The sequence below is a fragment of the Pseudomonas sp. RIT-PI-AD genome, assembly GCF_025642785.1.
Lineage (GTDB): Bacteria > Pseudomonadota > Gammaproteobacteria > Pseudomonadales > Pseudomonadaceae > Pseudomonas_T.
On sequence record NZ_JANZKU010000028.1, the window covers coordinates 36,290 to 51,666 of the forward strand.

Consider the following 15,377-nt stretch of genomic DNA (forward strand, 5'->3'; position numbering starts at 1 on the left):
CACTCGGTCGGCCCGTGGGCACGAATGGCCACTTGCAACTAGATTCGTAGCGTGGCCCCGTCGGTTCCCCGCTCGGAACCCTGGCTCCCGCGTCGAACAGGAAGGCGAAATGGCGAATGCAACCCTCGTGGACGAAAGTGGTTTCCGTAGAATCCTGGCCCGCAATATCCGCCTTCCCCTGGGCGTGGGCCTCGCCGGGGCGGCGCTGTTCGTCGTCCTGATCTTCTACCTGCTGTACGTGCTCAGTTGGGTCGAGCACACCGATATCGTGATCGGCAGCACCAACGACGCGTACCGCTCCACCATCGACCAGGAAACCGGGTTTCGCGGCTACCTGCTCAGTGGCGATCCGCAGTTTCTGCAACCCTACGAACAGGCGCGGCCGCGGCTCAGAGCCGACATGGAGAGCCTGCGCGAACTGGTCAGCGACAACCCGCCCCAGGTCAGCCGCGCGCGGCGCATCGAAGCGCTGCAGGCCGAGTGGAACCAGTACGCCAGCGAGATGATCGAGCGCCGGCGCAATGGCGAGGACGTGGTCGACAAGGTCCGCGACGGCCGCGGCAAGCAATTGATCGACGGCATCCGCCAGGAATTCGGCGATTTCGTCGCCTTGGAACAGCGCCTGCGTCACGAGCGCAACGAACGGGCCACCGACACGGCGATCCTGACCATCGTCTGCTACGTGCTGTTCAGCCTGGCGTTCAGCGGCATCCTGGTGTTCTTCGGCCGTCGCGACCTGCTGACGCTGTCCAGCCGCTACGGCGACTCCTTGCAGAAGCAACTGGCCTACACCGAGCATTTGCAGCAACAGGCCTGGCTGCGCGAAGGCCAGAGCCTGCTGGCCGAACGCATCCTCGGCCAACAGGCGCTGCCGCAGATCGGCAAGCAACTGCTGGAATTCCTCGGCGGTTACCTGGACGTGGCGGTGGCGGCGCTGTACGTGCGCGAGGACGGCGGCGACCTGCTGCGGGTGGCCACCTACGGGTTCTCCCAGGCGCACCCGCACAGCCGCGAGCGTCTCAGCGCCAGCGAAGGCCTGCTCGGGCAGGCCGCCCTCGGACGACGCCTGGTGATCTTCGAGGGCCTGCCGCCGGACTACCTAAAGGTCAGTTCCAGCCTGGGCGAGGGCTTTCCCCTGAGCGTGCTGGCGGCGCCCACCGAGAGCGAGGGGCAGGTCAACGGCGTGCTCGAACTGGGCTTCCTGCGCGCGCTGTCGCCGCGGGACAAAGCCTTCGTCGAGTCCATCACCGGCAACCTCGGCGTCTCCATCGAGGCCTCGCGCTACCGCCAGCGCCTGCAGGAAGTCCTGGCCGAGACCCAGCAACTCAATGAAGAACTGCAAGTCCAGCAGGAAGAGTTGCGCGCCGCCAACGAGGAGCTGGAAGACCAGTCCCAGGTGGTCCTGCAATCCCAGGCGGACCTGGAAGTGCAGCAGACCGAGCTGGAGCAGACCAACCTGCGCCTGAACGAGCAGACGCTGCGCCTGGTGGAGCAGCGCGACGCCCTCGACCAGCAGAACCGCGCGCTCAACCAGGCCCGCGCCCAACTGGAGGAGCGGGCCGAGGAGCTGCAACGGGCCAGCCGCTACAAGTCCGAGTTCCTCGCCAACATGTCCCACGAGTTGCGCACGCCGCTCAACAGCGCGCTGATCCTCGCCAAGGTGCTGACGGAAAACCGCAAGGGCAATCTCGACAGCGAACAGATTCGCTACGCGCAGATGATCTACGACTCGGGCAACGACCTGTTGCGGCTGATCAGCGACATCCTCGACATCTCCAAGGTCGAGGCCGGGCGGCTCGACGTGCATCCGGAGCCGACCGATATCCAGCAACTGATGGGCGATCTGGACAGCGCCTTTCGCGAGCAGGCAGAAGACAAGGGCCTGACCTTCAGCCTGGGCGTCCAGCCGGGGACGCCGGCGTCCATCCATACCGATCAGCACCGGGCCGAGCAGGTCCTGCGCAACCTGCTGTCGAACGCGCTCAAGTTCACCGAGCGGGGCGTTATCGACGTGCAGGCCTGCCCCGCCTCGGGCGGCGTGCGCTTCGAGGTGCGCGACACCGGCATCGGGATCAGCGCCGAGCAGCAGAAATTCATCTTCGACGCGTTCCGCCAGGCCGACGGCAGCAACAACCGACGCTTCGGCGGTACCGGCCTGGGGCTGTCCATTTCCCGCAACCTGGCGCAGTTGCTCGGCGGCCATATCGAGGTGTCCAGCGAGCTGGGCCAGGGCAGTTGCTTCAGCTTCTGGCTGCCGGAGCGCATCGAGGGGGCGGACCCGGAAGCTTCTCCGGCGCCCACGCCCACCCAGACCCTGCCGCAGCGACTGCCCGAGCCGCCCGCGGCGCCTTCGCCTGCGCCTGCGTCGCGCGCCGCATCGGCGATTCCGGACGACCGCGCCCAGGCCACGCCCGGAAGCCGTTCGATCCTGGTGATCGAGGACGATCCGCAACTGGCGCAGATCCTCTACGAGCTGGCCCACGAGCTCGAATACCGCTGCCTGATCGCCCAGACCGCCAGCGAGGGCAGCACCCTCGCCGAGGAGCAGACCCCCGACGCGATCCTGCTGGACATCCACCTGCCGGACGACTCCGGCCTGGCCCTGCTGCAACGCCTCAAGGAAACCCCCACCACCCGGCACATCCCGGTCCACGTGATCTCCGCCCTGGACTACAGCGAGCCGGCGCTGCACCTGGGCGCCATCGGCTACGCGCAGAAGCCGGCCACCCGCGACGAGCTCAAGGATGTGTTTTCCAAGCTGGAGGCCAAGCTGACGCAGAAGGTCAAGCACGTGCTGCTGGTGGAGGACAACGCCCAGCAGCGCGAGAGCATCAGCCTGCTGATCGGCGACGAGGACATCCGCATCACCGCCGTGGAACGGGGCGAGCAGGCCCTGGAGCTGCTGCGCAGCGAACAGTTCGATTGCATGATCATCGACCTCAACCTGCCGGACATGCAGGGCAACGAGCTGTTCGAGCGCATGACCCGCGACGAGAACTACTCGTTTCCGCCGGTGATCGTCTACACCGGCCGCGACCTCACCCGGCGCGACGAAGAGGAACTGCTGAAGTATTCCCGCTCGATCATCATCAAGGGCGCGCGCTCGCCGGAGCGCCTGCTGGACGAAGTCACCCTGTTCCTGCACAAGGTGGAGTCGGAGATGTCCAGCGATCGCCAGCGCATGCTGCGGCTGGCGCGCAGCCAGGACAAGACCCTCGAACAGGGCTGCGTGCTGGTGGTGGACGACGACGTGCGCAACATCTACGCCCTGAGCGGCGCCCTGGATCTCAAGGGTCTGAAGGTGGAGACCGCGCGCAATGGCCAGGAGGCGATCGACAAGCTGAACGAGGCCGAGCGCATCGATCTGGTGCTGATGGACATCATGATGCCGGTGATGGACGGCTACGAGGCGATGCGGCGGATACGCCAGAACCCGCGCTGGAAGGAGCTGCCGATCATCGCCGTCACCGCCAAGGCGATGAAGGACGACCAGGAGCTTTGCATGCAGGCCGGCGCCAACGATTACCTCGCCAAGCCCATCGACATCGAACGGCTGTGCTCGCTGATCCGCGTCTGGCTGCCGAAACGGCGGCGCTTCTGAGGCCGGACGCGGGAGAAGGGTCTTTCGCCGCCCGGTCGCCCACGGCGCCGATCCCGCCAGGATGGGCGTCGCGTGAGTCGACAGGCGCCGGGTAAGCAGGGTTCACTGTGCAGCGGTTCGCTTGCGAAATGGAGGAGGGTGGCGATGGGCAGCGACATTCGGTTGGCACGGCGGTCCGACGCGGCGGCGGTGAGCGGGGTGATTCTCGCGGCGCTTCGGGAGAGCAATGCCCGGGATTACTCCGCCGAGGTCATCGCCCGGGTCGAGACGAGCTTCGGCCCGGCGGCGGTGGAACGGCTGATCGAGCAGCGGCAGGTCTACGTGGCCCTGCTGGAGGGGCGGATTCTCGGCACCGCCAGCCTGGACGGAGCCGTGGTGCGCTCGGTGTTCGTCGCGCCCGAGGCGCAGGGCCGCGGCATCGGCCGGGCGTTGATGGCCGAAGTCGAACGGGCGGCGCGGGCGGCCGGGGTGCGTAGCCTGGCGGTGCCGGCGTCGATTACCGCGGAGTCTTTCTACGCCGGGCTGGGCTTCGAAACCGTGGAGACCCGTTACCACGGGGAGGAGCGCACCCTGGTGATGCGCCGCGACCTGGCGCCCCTGTAGCCGCTCCGGGCGCTGCCACGACGGTCCCTCCGCCTGGACGGAACCAGGCCACGCTCTGTTGAACCTTCGGGTGAGGCGCTTGCAGAGGGCGTGCCCCACATCCGGCGGCGAAGGCTGCCGATCCTCGGCGAGCGCGGGCGCCTTTCCTGCAAGAGCCTGATCCGCTGGCGGTCGGCCAGTCCAGGGCGTGCCCGCGCTGCGGATTTACGGTCGCGCCGGCCGTTGCCCCGGCTGCGGCCGGTTTCGCTCCGAGGGGCGCGTCCTCGAACGAGTCCCGGCGCGGCTAGAGAGGGCACCTCCAGGCGCAACGCCGGGTCGGATATCGGGTGGCCATTCAACAGGAGTGCCGAGCATGGGTGTCGCCGCCCCGGAAGACCCGCCGATTTACCTCGGGTGCGCGGGCTGGAGCCTGCCGCGCGAGCAGTGGCCGGCATTCGCCGCCGAGGGCACGCACCTGCAGCGCTATGCCTCGCGGCTGAATGCCGTGGAGCTGAACAGCTCCTTCTATCGTCCCCACCGGCCCGCCACCTACGCCAAATGGGCGGAAAGCGTGCCGCCCGGCTTTCGCTTCTCGGTGAAAGTCCCGAAGTGGATCACCCATGAAAACCGGTTGCGCGACTGCGAGGCCGCGCTGGACGAATTCCTCGGCCAGTGCAGCCAACTGGGCGACCGGCTCGGCTGCCTGCTGATCCAACTGCCGCCCTCGCTGGCCTACGAGGCGGCGACGGCGGAGACCTTTCTCGCCGCGTTGCGCGAGCGCTATGAAGGCCTGGCGGTCATCGAGCCGCGGCATGCCAGCTGGCGCGAGGCCGACGAACTGCTGCGGCGCACGCGCATCGGCTGGGTGGCGGCCGATCCCGCGCCCATCGGTGGCTATGACGCGCCCCTCGGCTGGCGCGGCCTGGCCTACTACCGGCTGCATGGCTCGCCGCGGATTTACTATTCGGTCTACGACCGCCCCTGGCTGGAGCGCCTGGCGGCGCGCATCGCGGCCGACCGCGCGTGCGCCCGGCCGGTCTGGTGCATCTTCGACAACACCGCCGGCGGCGCGGCCGTGCCCAATGCCCTGGAGTTACGGGCGCTGCTCGGCGAAGGATGAGCCCCCGGACGTCACAGCCCGAGCAGGTAGAGGCAGATCGACAGGGTCACCAGCGAGCCCAGGGTCGAGACCAGGATCACCCGCGACACCACTGCCGCTTCGCGCTGGTAGAACTCGGCGAGCATGTAGGGGCCGGTGCCGGTGGGCAGCGCGCTGAGCAACAGCGCGGAATTGGCCCACAGCGGCGGCAGGTGCAGCAACGGGAAGGCGATGACCCAGGTGATCGCTGGCTGGCCGATCAGCTTGATCAGCACGATGGGCGTGGCGCCGCGGCTGGAGCCTTGCTGTTCCTGGGCGAGGAACAGCCCGAGCGACACCAGCGCACAGGGTGTGGTGGCGTTGCCGAGCAGGTTGAGCAACTGGTGTACCGGGCCGGGCAGGGGCTGCCCGCCCAGGGCCCAGCAGGCGCCGAGGATCGGCGAGACGATCAGCGGGTTCTTCGCCAGCGCCTTGAACACCTTGAGCAGGGCGTGGTGCAGGCTCTTTTCGGTTTGCAGGCCGATCTCGATGCACACCACCGCCAGGGTGAAGAGCACGCACACCACCAGGATCGAGGCGATCAGCGCCGGTTCCAGGCCTTCCGGGCCGAACACCAGGGTGCACAGCGGAATGCCGATGAACCCGGTATTGGCGTAGGAGGCGCTGAGGCTGTCGATGCTCGCGTCCACCAGCCGCGGATGGCCGTCGGCCTGGCGGCGCAGGCGGTAGGCGAGGGTCAGCAGGTACACCGCCAGGCAGCCGCCGCTGAAGGCCAGCAGGAACCCGGGTTGCCAGATCTGCGCCCAGGTGGAGCCCGCGGTCACCTGGAACAACAGCGAGGGCAACCCCAGCCAGACCACGAATTTGTTGATTTCCGCGGCGGCCGTGGAGCCGAGGCGGCCGGTCCGCCGGCACAGGTAGCCGACCAGGATCAGGGCGAAGATTGGCAGTACGACGTTGGTGACGGAATACATGGACGCGGCACCCGGGAGAAGAGGCGGGCAGCATAAAAGTTGGCGACCGATACGGTCCAATGCTATCAAGTGGCGAGATCGATACGGTTCGCGCATAAATGATAGATTTCCGCCAACTCCGCTATTTCGTCGCCCTGGCCGAGCAGCTGCACTTCGGCCGCGCCGCCAGGCGCCTGAACCTCACCCAGCCGCCCCTGAGCCGGCAGATCGCCGCCCTGGAGGCCGAGCTGGGTACGCCGCTGCTGATCCGCAACTCGCGCAACGTGACCCTGACCCCGGCGGGGCAGAGGTTCCATCGCCATGCCCGGCAGTTATTGGGCGACCTGGACGCCGCGGTGCGCGATACCCGCTCGGTGGCCCTGGGCGAGCACGGGCGGCTGGCCCTGGGCTTCACCATGCTGGCCGCCTGGAACGTCCTGCCGCCGCTGCTCAAGCACTACACCGCGGCGCATCCGCGGGTCGAACTGGCCCTGGAAGAGGTGCTGCCGCGGGATCTTCTCCAGGCGCTGTTGGACGGGCGCGTGGACGTCGGCCTGTCCTTCGCCGGCCCCCTTCCCGAAGCGCTGCGCTACCAGCCGCTGTACCGCGAGGCACTGTGCGTGGCGCTGCCCAGGGAGCATCCGTTGAGCGCCTGCGAGCCGGTCGCCGTCGGCGACCTGCGCCAGGAAGCGTTCATCGCCTTCCCCCAAGCCACCGCGCCGAGCCTCTACCGGGCCCTGATGGCCTGCTGTCGCGACAACGGCTTCGAACCGCGGATCGCCCTGGAAACCCACATGCAGCAGACCATCGTCAACCTGGTGGCCGAGGGCCTGGGCGTCGCCCTGGTGCCTGACTCCATGCGTAAGCTGCAACTGCCGGGCGTGGTCTTCCGCGCCCTCGACGCCTCGCCCCTGGTCGAGCAGGGCATGCTCTGGCATGCCGGCAACGACAACCCCTGCCTGCCGGACCTGCTGGCCTGTGCCCGGGCGCGGCCGGGCGAGTGATTCGCCCGGCGATCCAGGGTTGGCCTGGCCGGCACGCCTCCAGGCGGACCCGGCGAGCGGGGCGCGGGCTTTAGCGTTCCTCGCCGCGTGCGGCGCCCCAAGGCCGGTCCCTTGGGGCGGAGCAGCGCGTCCCGCGGGTAGGGCGCCCGCGCCGTTTCCCTCGGCCCTGCCGCCAATCCATACGTTTTCTTTACGCGTCCGCCGCCAACCCCACTCGAATCTTTACGCCCGCCCTGTCGAGAATTCTCCAGCGGTACCTGCCGCCTAAAGGAGCATTCACATGAGCATTCTCGACGGGCTGTCCCTGGGCTTGGCCCTGGGTCTTTTCATTTACCTGCTGGCCGCGCTGCTGCGCGCCGGGCGCGGCTAGGAGAGGCCCATGCAGTTCCACGATTACGGGCTGATCCTGGCTTTCCTGGTTCTCGTCCTGGCCCCCGCGCCCTTCCTCGGGCGCTACTTCTTCAAGGCCCTGGAGGGGCAGCGAACCCTGCTGAGTCCGCTCCTGCGGCCGCTGGAGACCCTTTGCTACCGGATGTCCGGGGTCGACCCCGACGCGCAGCAGGATTGGAAGACCTACCTGCTCGCCCTGCTGGCCTTCACCCTGGTCAGCCTGCTGGCGCTGTTCATCCTCCTCATGGGCCAGGGCTGGCTGCCGTTGAACCCGCAGCATCTGCCCGGGATGGAATGGACGCTGGCGTTCAACACCACCGTGAGCTTCGTTACCAACACCAACTGGCAGGCCTACAGCGGCGAGGCGTCGCTCAGCTATTTCAGCCAGATGCTCGGGCTGACCGTGCAGAACTTCGTCAGCCCCGCGGTGGGGACTGCCGTGCTGGTGGCGTTCTGCCGGGGCATCGGTCGGCGCTCGACCCGCGAGCTGGGCAACTTCTGGGTCGACCTGACCCGCGCGACCCTCTATGTGCTGCTGCCGCTGTGCCTGCCGCTGGCGCTGTTCCTGGTCTGGCAGGGCGTGCCGCAGACCTTTCTCGACTACGCCCACGCGCTGACCCTGCAGGGCGGCCAGCAGAATATCCCGCTCGGGCCGGCGGCCAGCCAGATCGCCATCAAGCAGCTCGGCACCAACGGCGGCGGCTTCTTCGGCGCCAACTCGACGCACCCCTTCGAGAACCCGACGGCCTGGAGCAACCTGCTGATGACCGCGGCGCTGATCCAGATCCCGGCGGCGCTGGTGTTCACCTTCGGCCATTACGTCAAGGACTTGCGCCAAGGGCGGGCGATCCTCGCCAGCATGCTGGTCCTTTTCGCGCTCGGCACCGCCGGCACCCTCTACGCCGAGTTGCAACCCAACCCGGCGCTGGCCAGGCTACCGGTCGAGCAGCGCGGTTCGCTGGAGGGCAAGGAAGTGCGCTTCGGCAGCGTCGCCTCGGCGCTCTACGCGTCCACCACCACCGCCGCCTCCAACGGCTCGGTGAACGCCATGCACGACAGCCTCAGCCCGCTCGGCGGCATGCTGCCGCTGTTCAACATGATGCTCGGCGAAGTGATCTTCGGCGGGGTCGGCGCGGGCCTCTACGGCATGCTGCTGTTCGTGCTGATCGCGGTGTTCCTCGCCGGGCTGATGATCGGGCGTACCCCGGAGTACCTCGGCAAGAAACTCGAGGCCCGCGAAGTGCGCCTGCTGGTGGCGACCCTGCTGGTGATGCCGATCGGCGTGCTGGTGCTCACGGCCTTGTCCACCAGCCTCGCCGGGCCGGCCGCCTCGGTGAGCAATCCCGGCGCCCACGGTTTCAGCCAGGCGCTGTACGCCTACACCTCGGGCACCGCCAACAACGGCTCGGCGTTCGCCGGTTTTTCCGCCAACACCGCCTACCACAACCTGATGATCGGCCTGGCCATGCTGATCGGCCGCTTCGGCTACATCCTGCCGATCCTGGCCATCGCCGGCAGCCTGGCGGCGAAGAACCGCGCGCCCCTGGGTGCCAACAGCTTCCCGACCCAGGGTCCGCTGTTCGTCGTGTTGCTGACCCTGACCATCCTGCTGATCGGCGGTTTGACCTTCCTGCCGGCCCTGGCCCTCGGCCCCATCGCCGAGCACCTCGGTCAATTGGCCTCCTGAGGAATCCCCATGAATCCGTCCACTCCGGCGCTGCCCCGCAGCGCCCCGCAACAGGCTCCCACCACCTTTTCCGCGCTGTGGCGGCCGGCGTTGCGCCAGGCCTTCGTCAAGCTCGACCCACGCGGCCTGCTGCGCTCGCCGGTGATGTTCGTGGTCGAGGCCACCGCGGCGCTCACCACGCTGCTCTGCTGGCTGCCCGACCCGGCGGTCTCCCGCGGCCTGGCGTTGCAGATCGCCCTCTGGCTGTGGTTCACCGTGCTGTTCGCCAACTTCGCCGAAGCCCTCGCCGAAGGCCGTGGCAAGGCCCGCGCCGACAGCCTCAAGGCCGGCAGCCAGGGCCTCACCGCGCGGCGGCGCAATGCCGCCGGGGCGTTCGAGACGGTGGCGGCGAGCGACCTGCGCCAGGGCGATCAGGTCCTGGTGCAGGCTGGCGAGCTGATCCCCGGCGACGGCGAGGTGATCGAGGGCATCGCCGCGGTCGACGAGGCGGCCATCACCGGCGAATCGGCGCCGGTGATCCGCGAGTCCGGTGGCGACCGTTCGGCGGTCACCGGCAACACCCGGGTGGTGTCCGACCGCCTGCTGGTGCGGATCACCGCCAACCCCGGCGAATCCACCCTGGATCGGATGATCGCCCTGGTGGAAGGCGCCAAGCGCCAGAAGACCCCCAACGAGGTGGCCCTGGACATCCTGCTGATCGGCCTGACGCTGATCTTCCTGCTGGTGGTGGTCAGCCTGCAGCCGTTCGCCCGATTCGCCGGCGGCGACCTGCCGCTGGTGTACCTGGCGGCGCTGCTGGTGACGCTGATCCCCACCACCATCGGCGGGCTGCTCTCGGCCATCGGCATCGCTGGCATGGACCGCCTGGTGCGGCTCAACGTGATCGCCAAGTCCGGGCGCGCGGTGGAGGCCGCCGGCGACGTGCACGTGCTGCTGCTGGACAAGACCGGCACCATCACCTTCGGCAACCGCCGCTGCACGGCCATGGCCAAGGCGCCCGGGGTCACCACCCAGGTCCTCGCCGAGGCCGCGTTGCTGGCATCCCTGGCCGACGACACCGCCGAAGGCAAGTCCATCGTCGAGTACCTGCGCGGCCTGGCGCCGGCGCAAACGCCGACCCCCGGCACCCTCGACCCCATCGCCTTCAGCGCCGAGACCCGGCTGTCCGGCGCCGATTGCGAGGGTCACGCCTATCGCAAGGGCGCGGTGGACGCGGTGCTCGGCTACCTGGGCCTGGCGCGCGCCGACCTGCCGGCGTCCCTGGCGCGGGAAATCGAGAAGATCGCCCAGAGCGGCGGCACACCGCTGCTGGTGGCCGGCGACGGCCGGCTGCTCGGCGCGATCCATCTCAAGGACGTGGTCAAGCCGGGCATCCGCGAGCGCTTCGCCGAGTTGCGCCAGATGGGCATCCGCACGGTGATGGTGACCGGCGACAACCCGCTGACCGCCGCGGCGATCGCCGCCGAGGCCGGGGTCGACGACCTGATCGCCGAGGCCACGCCGGAAAAGAAACTGCAGCGCATCCGCAGCGAGCAGGCCGAAGGCAAGATGGTCGCGATGTGCGGCGACGGCGCCAACGATGCGCCGGCGCTGGCCCAGGCCGACGTGGGCCTGGCGATGAACGACGGCACCCAGGCGGCGCGGGAGGCGGCCAACCTGGTGGACCTGGATTCCGACCCGACCAAGCTGCTCGACGTGGTGCGGGTCGGCAAGGAGCTGCTGGTCACCCGTGGCGCGCTCACCACCTTTTCGGTGGCCAACGACGTGGCCAAGTACTTCGCCATCCTCCCGGCGCTGTTCGCCGGGATCTACCCGCAGCTCGGCGCGCTGGACCTGATGCGCCTGCACAGCCCGCAGAGCGCGATCCTCTCGGCCATCGTCTTCAACGCCCTGATCATCGTCGTGCTGATTCCCCTGGCGTTGCGCGGCGTGCGGGTGCGAGCGCTGGACGCGGCGAGCCTGCTGCGGCGCAACCTGCTGCTCTATGGCCTGGGCGGGATCCTCGCGCCCTTCGTCGGGATCAAGTCGATCGATCTGCTGCTCAGCGGCCTCGGCCTGGTGTGACCCCCTGGCCCTTCCCCGTAGGGAAGGGCTCTATTTCCTGGAGAACAGCCTCATGTTCGAACATTTTCGCCCGGCATTCTGCCTGCTGGCGCTGCTCGGCCTGATCACCGGCGTCGCCTATCCCCTGAGCGTCACCGCCATCGCCCAACTGGCGTTTCCCGAGCAGGCCAACGGCAGTCTGGTGCGCGACGCCAGCGGCCGCGTGCGTGGCAGCCTGCTGCTGGCGCAACCCTTCGAGGGCGCGGAGTGGTTCCAGCCGCGGCCATCCGCCACCGGGTTCGTGACCCTGGGCAGCGGCGCGAGCAACCTGGCGCCGAGCAACCCGGCGCTGGCCCAGCGGATCGCCACCGACGCCCAGCGCCTCGGCGGTACCCGGGCGGCGCCGGTGCCGCTGGAGTTGCTGACCACCTCCGGCAGCGGCCTCGACCCGCACCTGTCGCCCGCGGCGGCGCGCTACCAGGTGCCGCGCATCGCCGCCGCCCGTGGCCTGCCGCCGGCGAGCCTGGAACGACTGATCGAGCGCACCCTGGAGCGGCCGCTGGTGGGTCCCGAAGTGGTCAACGTGCTGGCCCTGAACCGGGCCCTGGCCGACAATCGCCTTTCCGCCCGTCCCGAGTGAAGACCATGAGCGATGCCGTTCGCGCCGATGCCCTGCTGGCCGACCTGCCCAAGAGCGGGCGCGGCCGCCTGAAGGTATTCCTCGGCGCGGCGCCCGGCGTCGGCAAGACCTTCGCCATGTTGCAGGCGGCCCAGGCGCAGAAGCGCCTGGGGGTGGATCTGCGGGTGGGCGTGGTGGAGACCCACGGCCGGGTGGAAACCGGCGAGATGTTGCCCGGCCTGGCCCAGCAAGGGTTGCGGCGGGTGGAGTACCGCGGGGTGACGCTGAACGAGATGGACCTCGACGCCATCCTCGCCCAGCCGCCGCGCCTGGTGCTGGTGGACGAACTGGCCCACAGCAATGCGCCCGGCAGCCGCCACGCCAAGCGCTGGCAGGATGTGCAGGAGCTGCTCGACGCCGGCATCGACATCTACACCACGGTGAACGTGCAGCACCTGGAGAGCCTCAACGACCAGGTGCGCGACATCACCGGCGTGCAGGTGCGCGAGACGGTGCCGGACTGGGTGTTGCAGGAGGCCGACGAAATCCTCCTCATCGACCTGCCGCCGCGGGAGCTGCTGGAGCGCCTGCGCGACGGCAAGGTCTACGTGCCGGAGCAGGCGCGCGCCGCCATCGACGCGTTCTTCAGCCAGACCAACCTCACCGCCCTGCGCGAACTGGCGATGCAGACCGCCGCCGCGCGGGTCGACGCCGATCTCAACCGGCGGTACCGCCAGCAGGGCCAGCAGCCACCGACGGTGCGCGGGCGCCTGCTGGTCGGCATCGACGGCGACCGCCAGGCCGAGCGGCTGGTGCGCCATGCCTGCCGCGTCGCCGAACGCCGCCACCTGCCCTGGTCGGTGGTGCACGTGGACACCGGCGGCGAGCGTGACGAGCGCTACCTCACCGATCTGCAGGCGGCCCAGCAGTTGGCCGAGCGGCTCGGCGGCGAGGTGATCGGCCTGCGCGCCGGCGAGGTGGCGCGCACCCTGGTGGAACATGCCCGCGAGCGCCGCGCCAGCCTGATCCTGGTCGGCCGCAGCCGCCCACGGCTGCGCCGACGCTGGGGAGGGCGAGGGGTCCCCGAGCGGTTGTTGGCGCTCGGCCAGGGGCTGGAAATCAGCGTGCTGGACAGCGAGGCGGAGGCGCCGCCGGCGGTGCGCGGCAGCCGCGCGCCGCTGATCTGGCGCGACTACCTGCTGGCGTTGCTGGCCGCGCTGGCGGCGACCGCCGTCGCCCTGGGGCTGGCACGCATCCTCGAATTGCCGAACATCTCGCTGATCTTCCTCGCCGCGGTGCTGCTGGTGGCGGTGCGCAGCAGCCTGGGGCCGTCCCTGGTCTGCGCCGGGCTGGCGTTCCTGGCCTACGACTTTCTGTTCATCGCGCCGACCTGGTCGTTCAGCATCCACCGCCACCAGGACCTGTTGACCCTGTCGTTTTTCCTGCTCATGGCGGTGCTCACCGGCAACCTCGCCAGCCGCCAGCGCCGCCAGTTGGAGGCGTTGCGGCAGACCCAGGCGGAGACCACCGCCCTGCTGGAACTGTCGCGTCGGCTGACCGCGGCCACCGATCGGCAGGCGGTGCTGTCGGCGGCGTTGCAGCAGTTCGGCGCCTGGGACGACCTGGAGATCGCCCTGCGCAGCCGCGCCCCCGATGGCGCCTGGACCCTGGAGGCCGGCGCCGAGCGGCCGCTCTCGGAGCAGGAGCGTGCGGCGGCGGACTGGTCCTGGCAGCACGATCAACCGGCCGGGTTGGGCACAGACACCCTGCCCACCGGCGGTTGGTGGTGGTGGCCGCTGTCCGGCGAGGGCGGGCCGCTGGCCTTGCTCGGCATCCGCCCGCGCAGCGGACGCCCGCTGGAAGCACAGCGGCGGCGCACCCTCGCGTCCCTGGCGCAACCCCTGGCCCAGGCGCTGCAACGCGCGCAACTGGCGGACGAGCTGGAGGCCGCGCGGCTGCACGGACAGACCGAGGAATTGCGCAGCGCGCTGCTGGCTTCGGTGTCCCACGACCTGCGCACGCCGCTGACCGCCATGCGCGGCGCCATCGACAGCCTGCTGGCCCTGGGCGAGGCGATCCCCCTGAGCGATCGCCGCGAGCTGCTGGAGGGCACCCGCGACGAGGCGGAGCGCCTGGACCGCTATATCCAGAACCTGCTGGACATGACCCGCCTCGGCCATGGCGCCCTCAAGCTGTCCCGTGACTGGGTGGCGCCGGCGGATATCCTCGCCAGCGCGGTGCAGCGCTTGCGACCGGTGCTGGCGCCGCTGCGGGTCGAGTTGCGGGTGGCGGACGCCCTGCCGCTGCTCTACGTGCACGGCGCCCTGATCGAGCAGGCGTTGGTCAACGTGCTGGAGAACGCGGCGCGCTTCTCGCCGGCGGCCGGGCGCCTGCGGGTCGCGGTGGAGAGCGACGAGCGCGAGCTGCGCTTCGCCGTCGCCGACCAGGGCCCGGGCATTCCCGAGCACGAGCGCGAGAAGATTTTCGATATGTTCTATACCGCCGCCCGCGGCGATCGCGGTGGGCAGGGCACCGGTCTGGGCCTGGCGATCTGCCAGGGCATGCTCGGCGCCCACGGCGGCCGGGTCACGGTGGGCGAGGGCCTCGACGGGCGTGGCGCCGCCCTGACCCTGCATCTGCCGCTGCATCCGCAGCCCACGGACGAGGAATGAAGAGACTGCGATGAGCAACGGCCAACCGACCATCCTGGTCATCGACGATGAAATGCAGATCCGCAAGTTCCTGCGGATCAGCCTGAAGGTGCAGGGCTACACGATATGCGAGGCCGCCACCGGCCGTGAAGGCTTGGCCCAGGCCGCGTTGTGCCGGCCCGATCTGGTGGTGCTGGACCTCGGCCTGCCGGACCTGGACGGCCAGCAGGTCCTGCGTGAGCTGCGCGAGTGGTCGCCGGTGCCGGTGCTGGTGCTGTCGGTGCGCGCCAGCGAGGGCGAGAAGGTGCTGTCCCTGGATGGCGGCGCCAACGACTACGTCACCAAGCCCTTCGGTATCCAGGAGTTCCTCGCCCGGGTGCGGGTGCTGCTGCGCCCGTCCGGTCAGGCCGAGCCGCGCGAGGCGGCGGTGGTCAGCGGCCCGCTGCGGGTGGACTTCGCCCAGCGCCGGGTGACCCTGGCCGGGGTCGAGGTGGCGCTGACCCGCAAGGAGTACGCCTTGCTGGCGATCCTCGCGCGCCAGCTCGGCCGGGTGGTGACCCAGCACTTCCTGCTCAAGGAAATCTGGGGGCCGAGCCACCTGGAGGACACCCACTACCTGCGGGTGGTGATCGGCCACCTGCGGCAGAAACTCGACGACGACCCCGCCGATCCGCGCCTGATCAAGACCGAACCGGGGGTCGGCTACCGCCTGTTGCAGCTCTGAACCCGGGCGTTCGCTGGCGACCGC

The 15,377-nt window shown here is 69.6% G+C and carries 11 protein-coding genes; 10 read left to right on the forward strand and 1 reads right to left on the reverse strand.

Translation table 11 applies throughout. The features are described 5' to 3' along the window. Window positions 1-109: 109 nt before the first annotated feature. The 3 genes from OGL92_RS19215 to OGL92_RS19225 all read left to right on the forward strand — a co-directional run bounded on the left by OGL92_RS19215 (window position 110) and on the right by OGL92_RS19225 (window position 5,303). Window positions 110-3,601, forward strand: coding sequence for a response regulator (locus tag OGL92_RS19215; RefSeq protein WP_263146733.1), 3,492 nt, complete (start codon window positions 110-112; stop codon window positions 3,599-3,601). 144 nt (window positions 3,602-3,745) lie between these two features. After that, window positions 3,746-4,204, forward strand: a complete 459-nt coding sequence (locus tag OGL92_RS19220; RefSeq protein ID WP_263146737.1) for a GNAT family N-acetyltransferase — start codon at window positions 3,746-3,748, stop codon at window positions 4,202-4,204. Between the two features lie 352 nt (window positions 4,205-4,556). Next, the gene (locus tag OGL92_RS19225; RefSeq protein WP_263146739.1) at window positions 4,557-5,303 is read left to right on the forward strand and encodes a DUF72 domain-containing protein; all 747 of its coding nucleotides are present in this window, start codon (window positions 4,557-4,559) and stop codon (window positions 5,301-5,303) included. 11 nt (window positions 5,304-5,314) lie between these two features. Here OGL92_RS19225 and OGL92_RS19230 read toward each other — a convergent pair whose 3' ends face one another. Then, complete coding sequence (locus OGL92_RS19230) at window positions 5,315-6,256, reverse strand: AEC family transporter (RefSeq protein WP_263146740.1); 942 nt, start codon at window positions 6,254-6,256, stop codon at window positions 5,315-5,317. A 98-nt stretch (window positions 6,257-6,354) separates the two neighbouring features. Here OGL92_RS19230 and OGL92_RS19235 point away from each other — a divergent pair, with 98 nt between their 5' ends. The 7 genes from OGL92_RS19235 (at window position 6,355) to OGL92_RS19265 (ending at window position 15,353) form a co-directional block, all read left to right on the forward strand. Continuing rightward, window positions 6,355-7,239 (forward strand): LysR substrate-binding domain-containing protein, encoded by an 885-nt coding sequence (locus OGL92_RS19235; RefSeq protein WP_263146743.1) that lies wholly within the window; start codon window positions 6,355-6,357, stop codon window positions 7,237-7,239. A gap of 280 nt (window positions 7,240-7,519) precedes the next feature. Beyond that, window positions 7,520-7,609 carry a potassium-transporting ATPase subunit F gene (locus tag OGL92_RS19240; RefSeq protein ID WP_263146745.1) on the forward strand — a complete coding sequence of 30 codons (90 nt, stop codon included), beginning with the start codon at window positions 7,520-7,522 and terminating at the stop codon, window positions 7,607-7,609. Window positions 7,610-7,618: 9 nt separating this feature from the next. Beyond that, window positions 7,619-9,316 carry a potassium-transporting ATPase subunit KdpA gene (kdpA, locus tag OGL92_RS19245; RefSeq protein ID WP_263146747.1) on the forward strand — a complete coding sequence of 566 codons (1,698 nt, stop codon included), beginning with the start codon at window positions 7,619-7,621 and terminating at the stop codon, window positions 9,314-9,316. A 9-nt stretch (window positions 9,317-9,325) separates the two neighbouring features. Continuing rightward, window positions 9,326-11,380, forward strand: a complete 2,055-nt coding sequence (kdpB, locus tag OGL92_RS19250; RefSeq protein ID WP_263146749.1) for a potassium-transporting ATPase subunit KdpB — start codon at window positions 9,326-9,328, stop codon at window positions 11,378-11,380. A 52-nt stretch (window positions 11,381-11,432) separates the two neighbouring features. After that, window positions 11,433-11,999, forward strand: coding sequence for a potassium-transporting ATPase subunit KdpC (gene kdpC, locus OGL92_RS19255; RefSeq protein ID WP_263146750.1), 567 nt, complete (start codon window positions 11,433-11,435; stop codon window positions 11,997-11,999). Between the two features lie 5 nt (window positions 12,000-12,004). After that, window positions 12,005-14,650, forward strand: a complete 2,646-nt coding sequence (locus OGL92_RS19260; protein WP_263146752.1) for a sensor histidine kinase KdpD — start codon at window positions 12,005-12,007, stop codon at window positions 14,648-14,650. A gap of 10 nt (window positions 14,651-14,660) precedes the next feature. Then, window positions 14,661-15,353 carry a response regulator gene (locus OGL92_RS19265; RefSeq protein ID WP_263146754.1) on the forward strand — a complete coding sequence of 231 codons (693 nt, stop codon included), beginning with the start codon at window positions 14,661-14,663 and terminating at the stop codon, window positions 15,351-15,353. The last annotated feature ends 24 nt before the right edge of the window (window positions 15,354-15,377 follow it).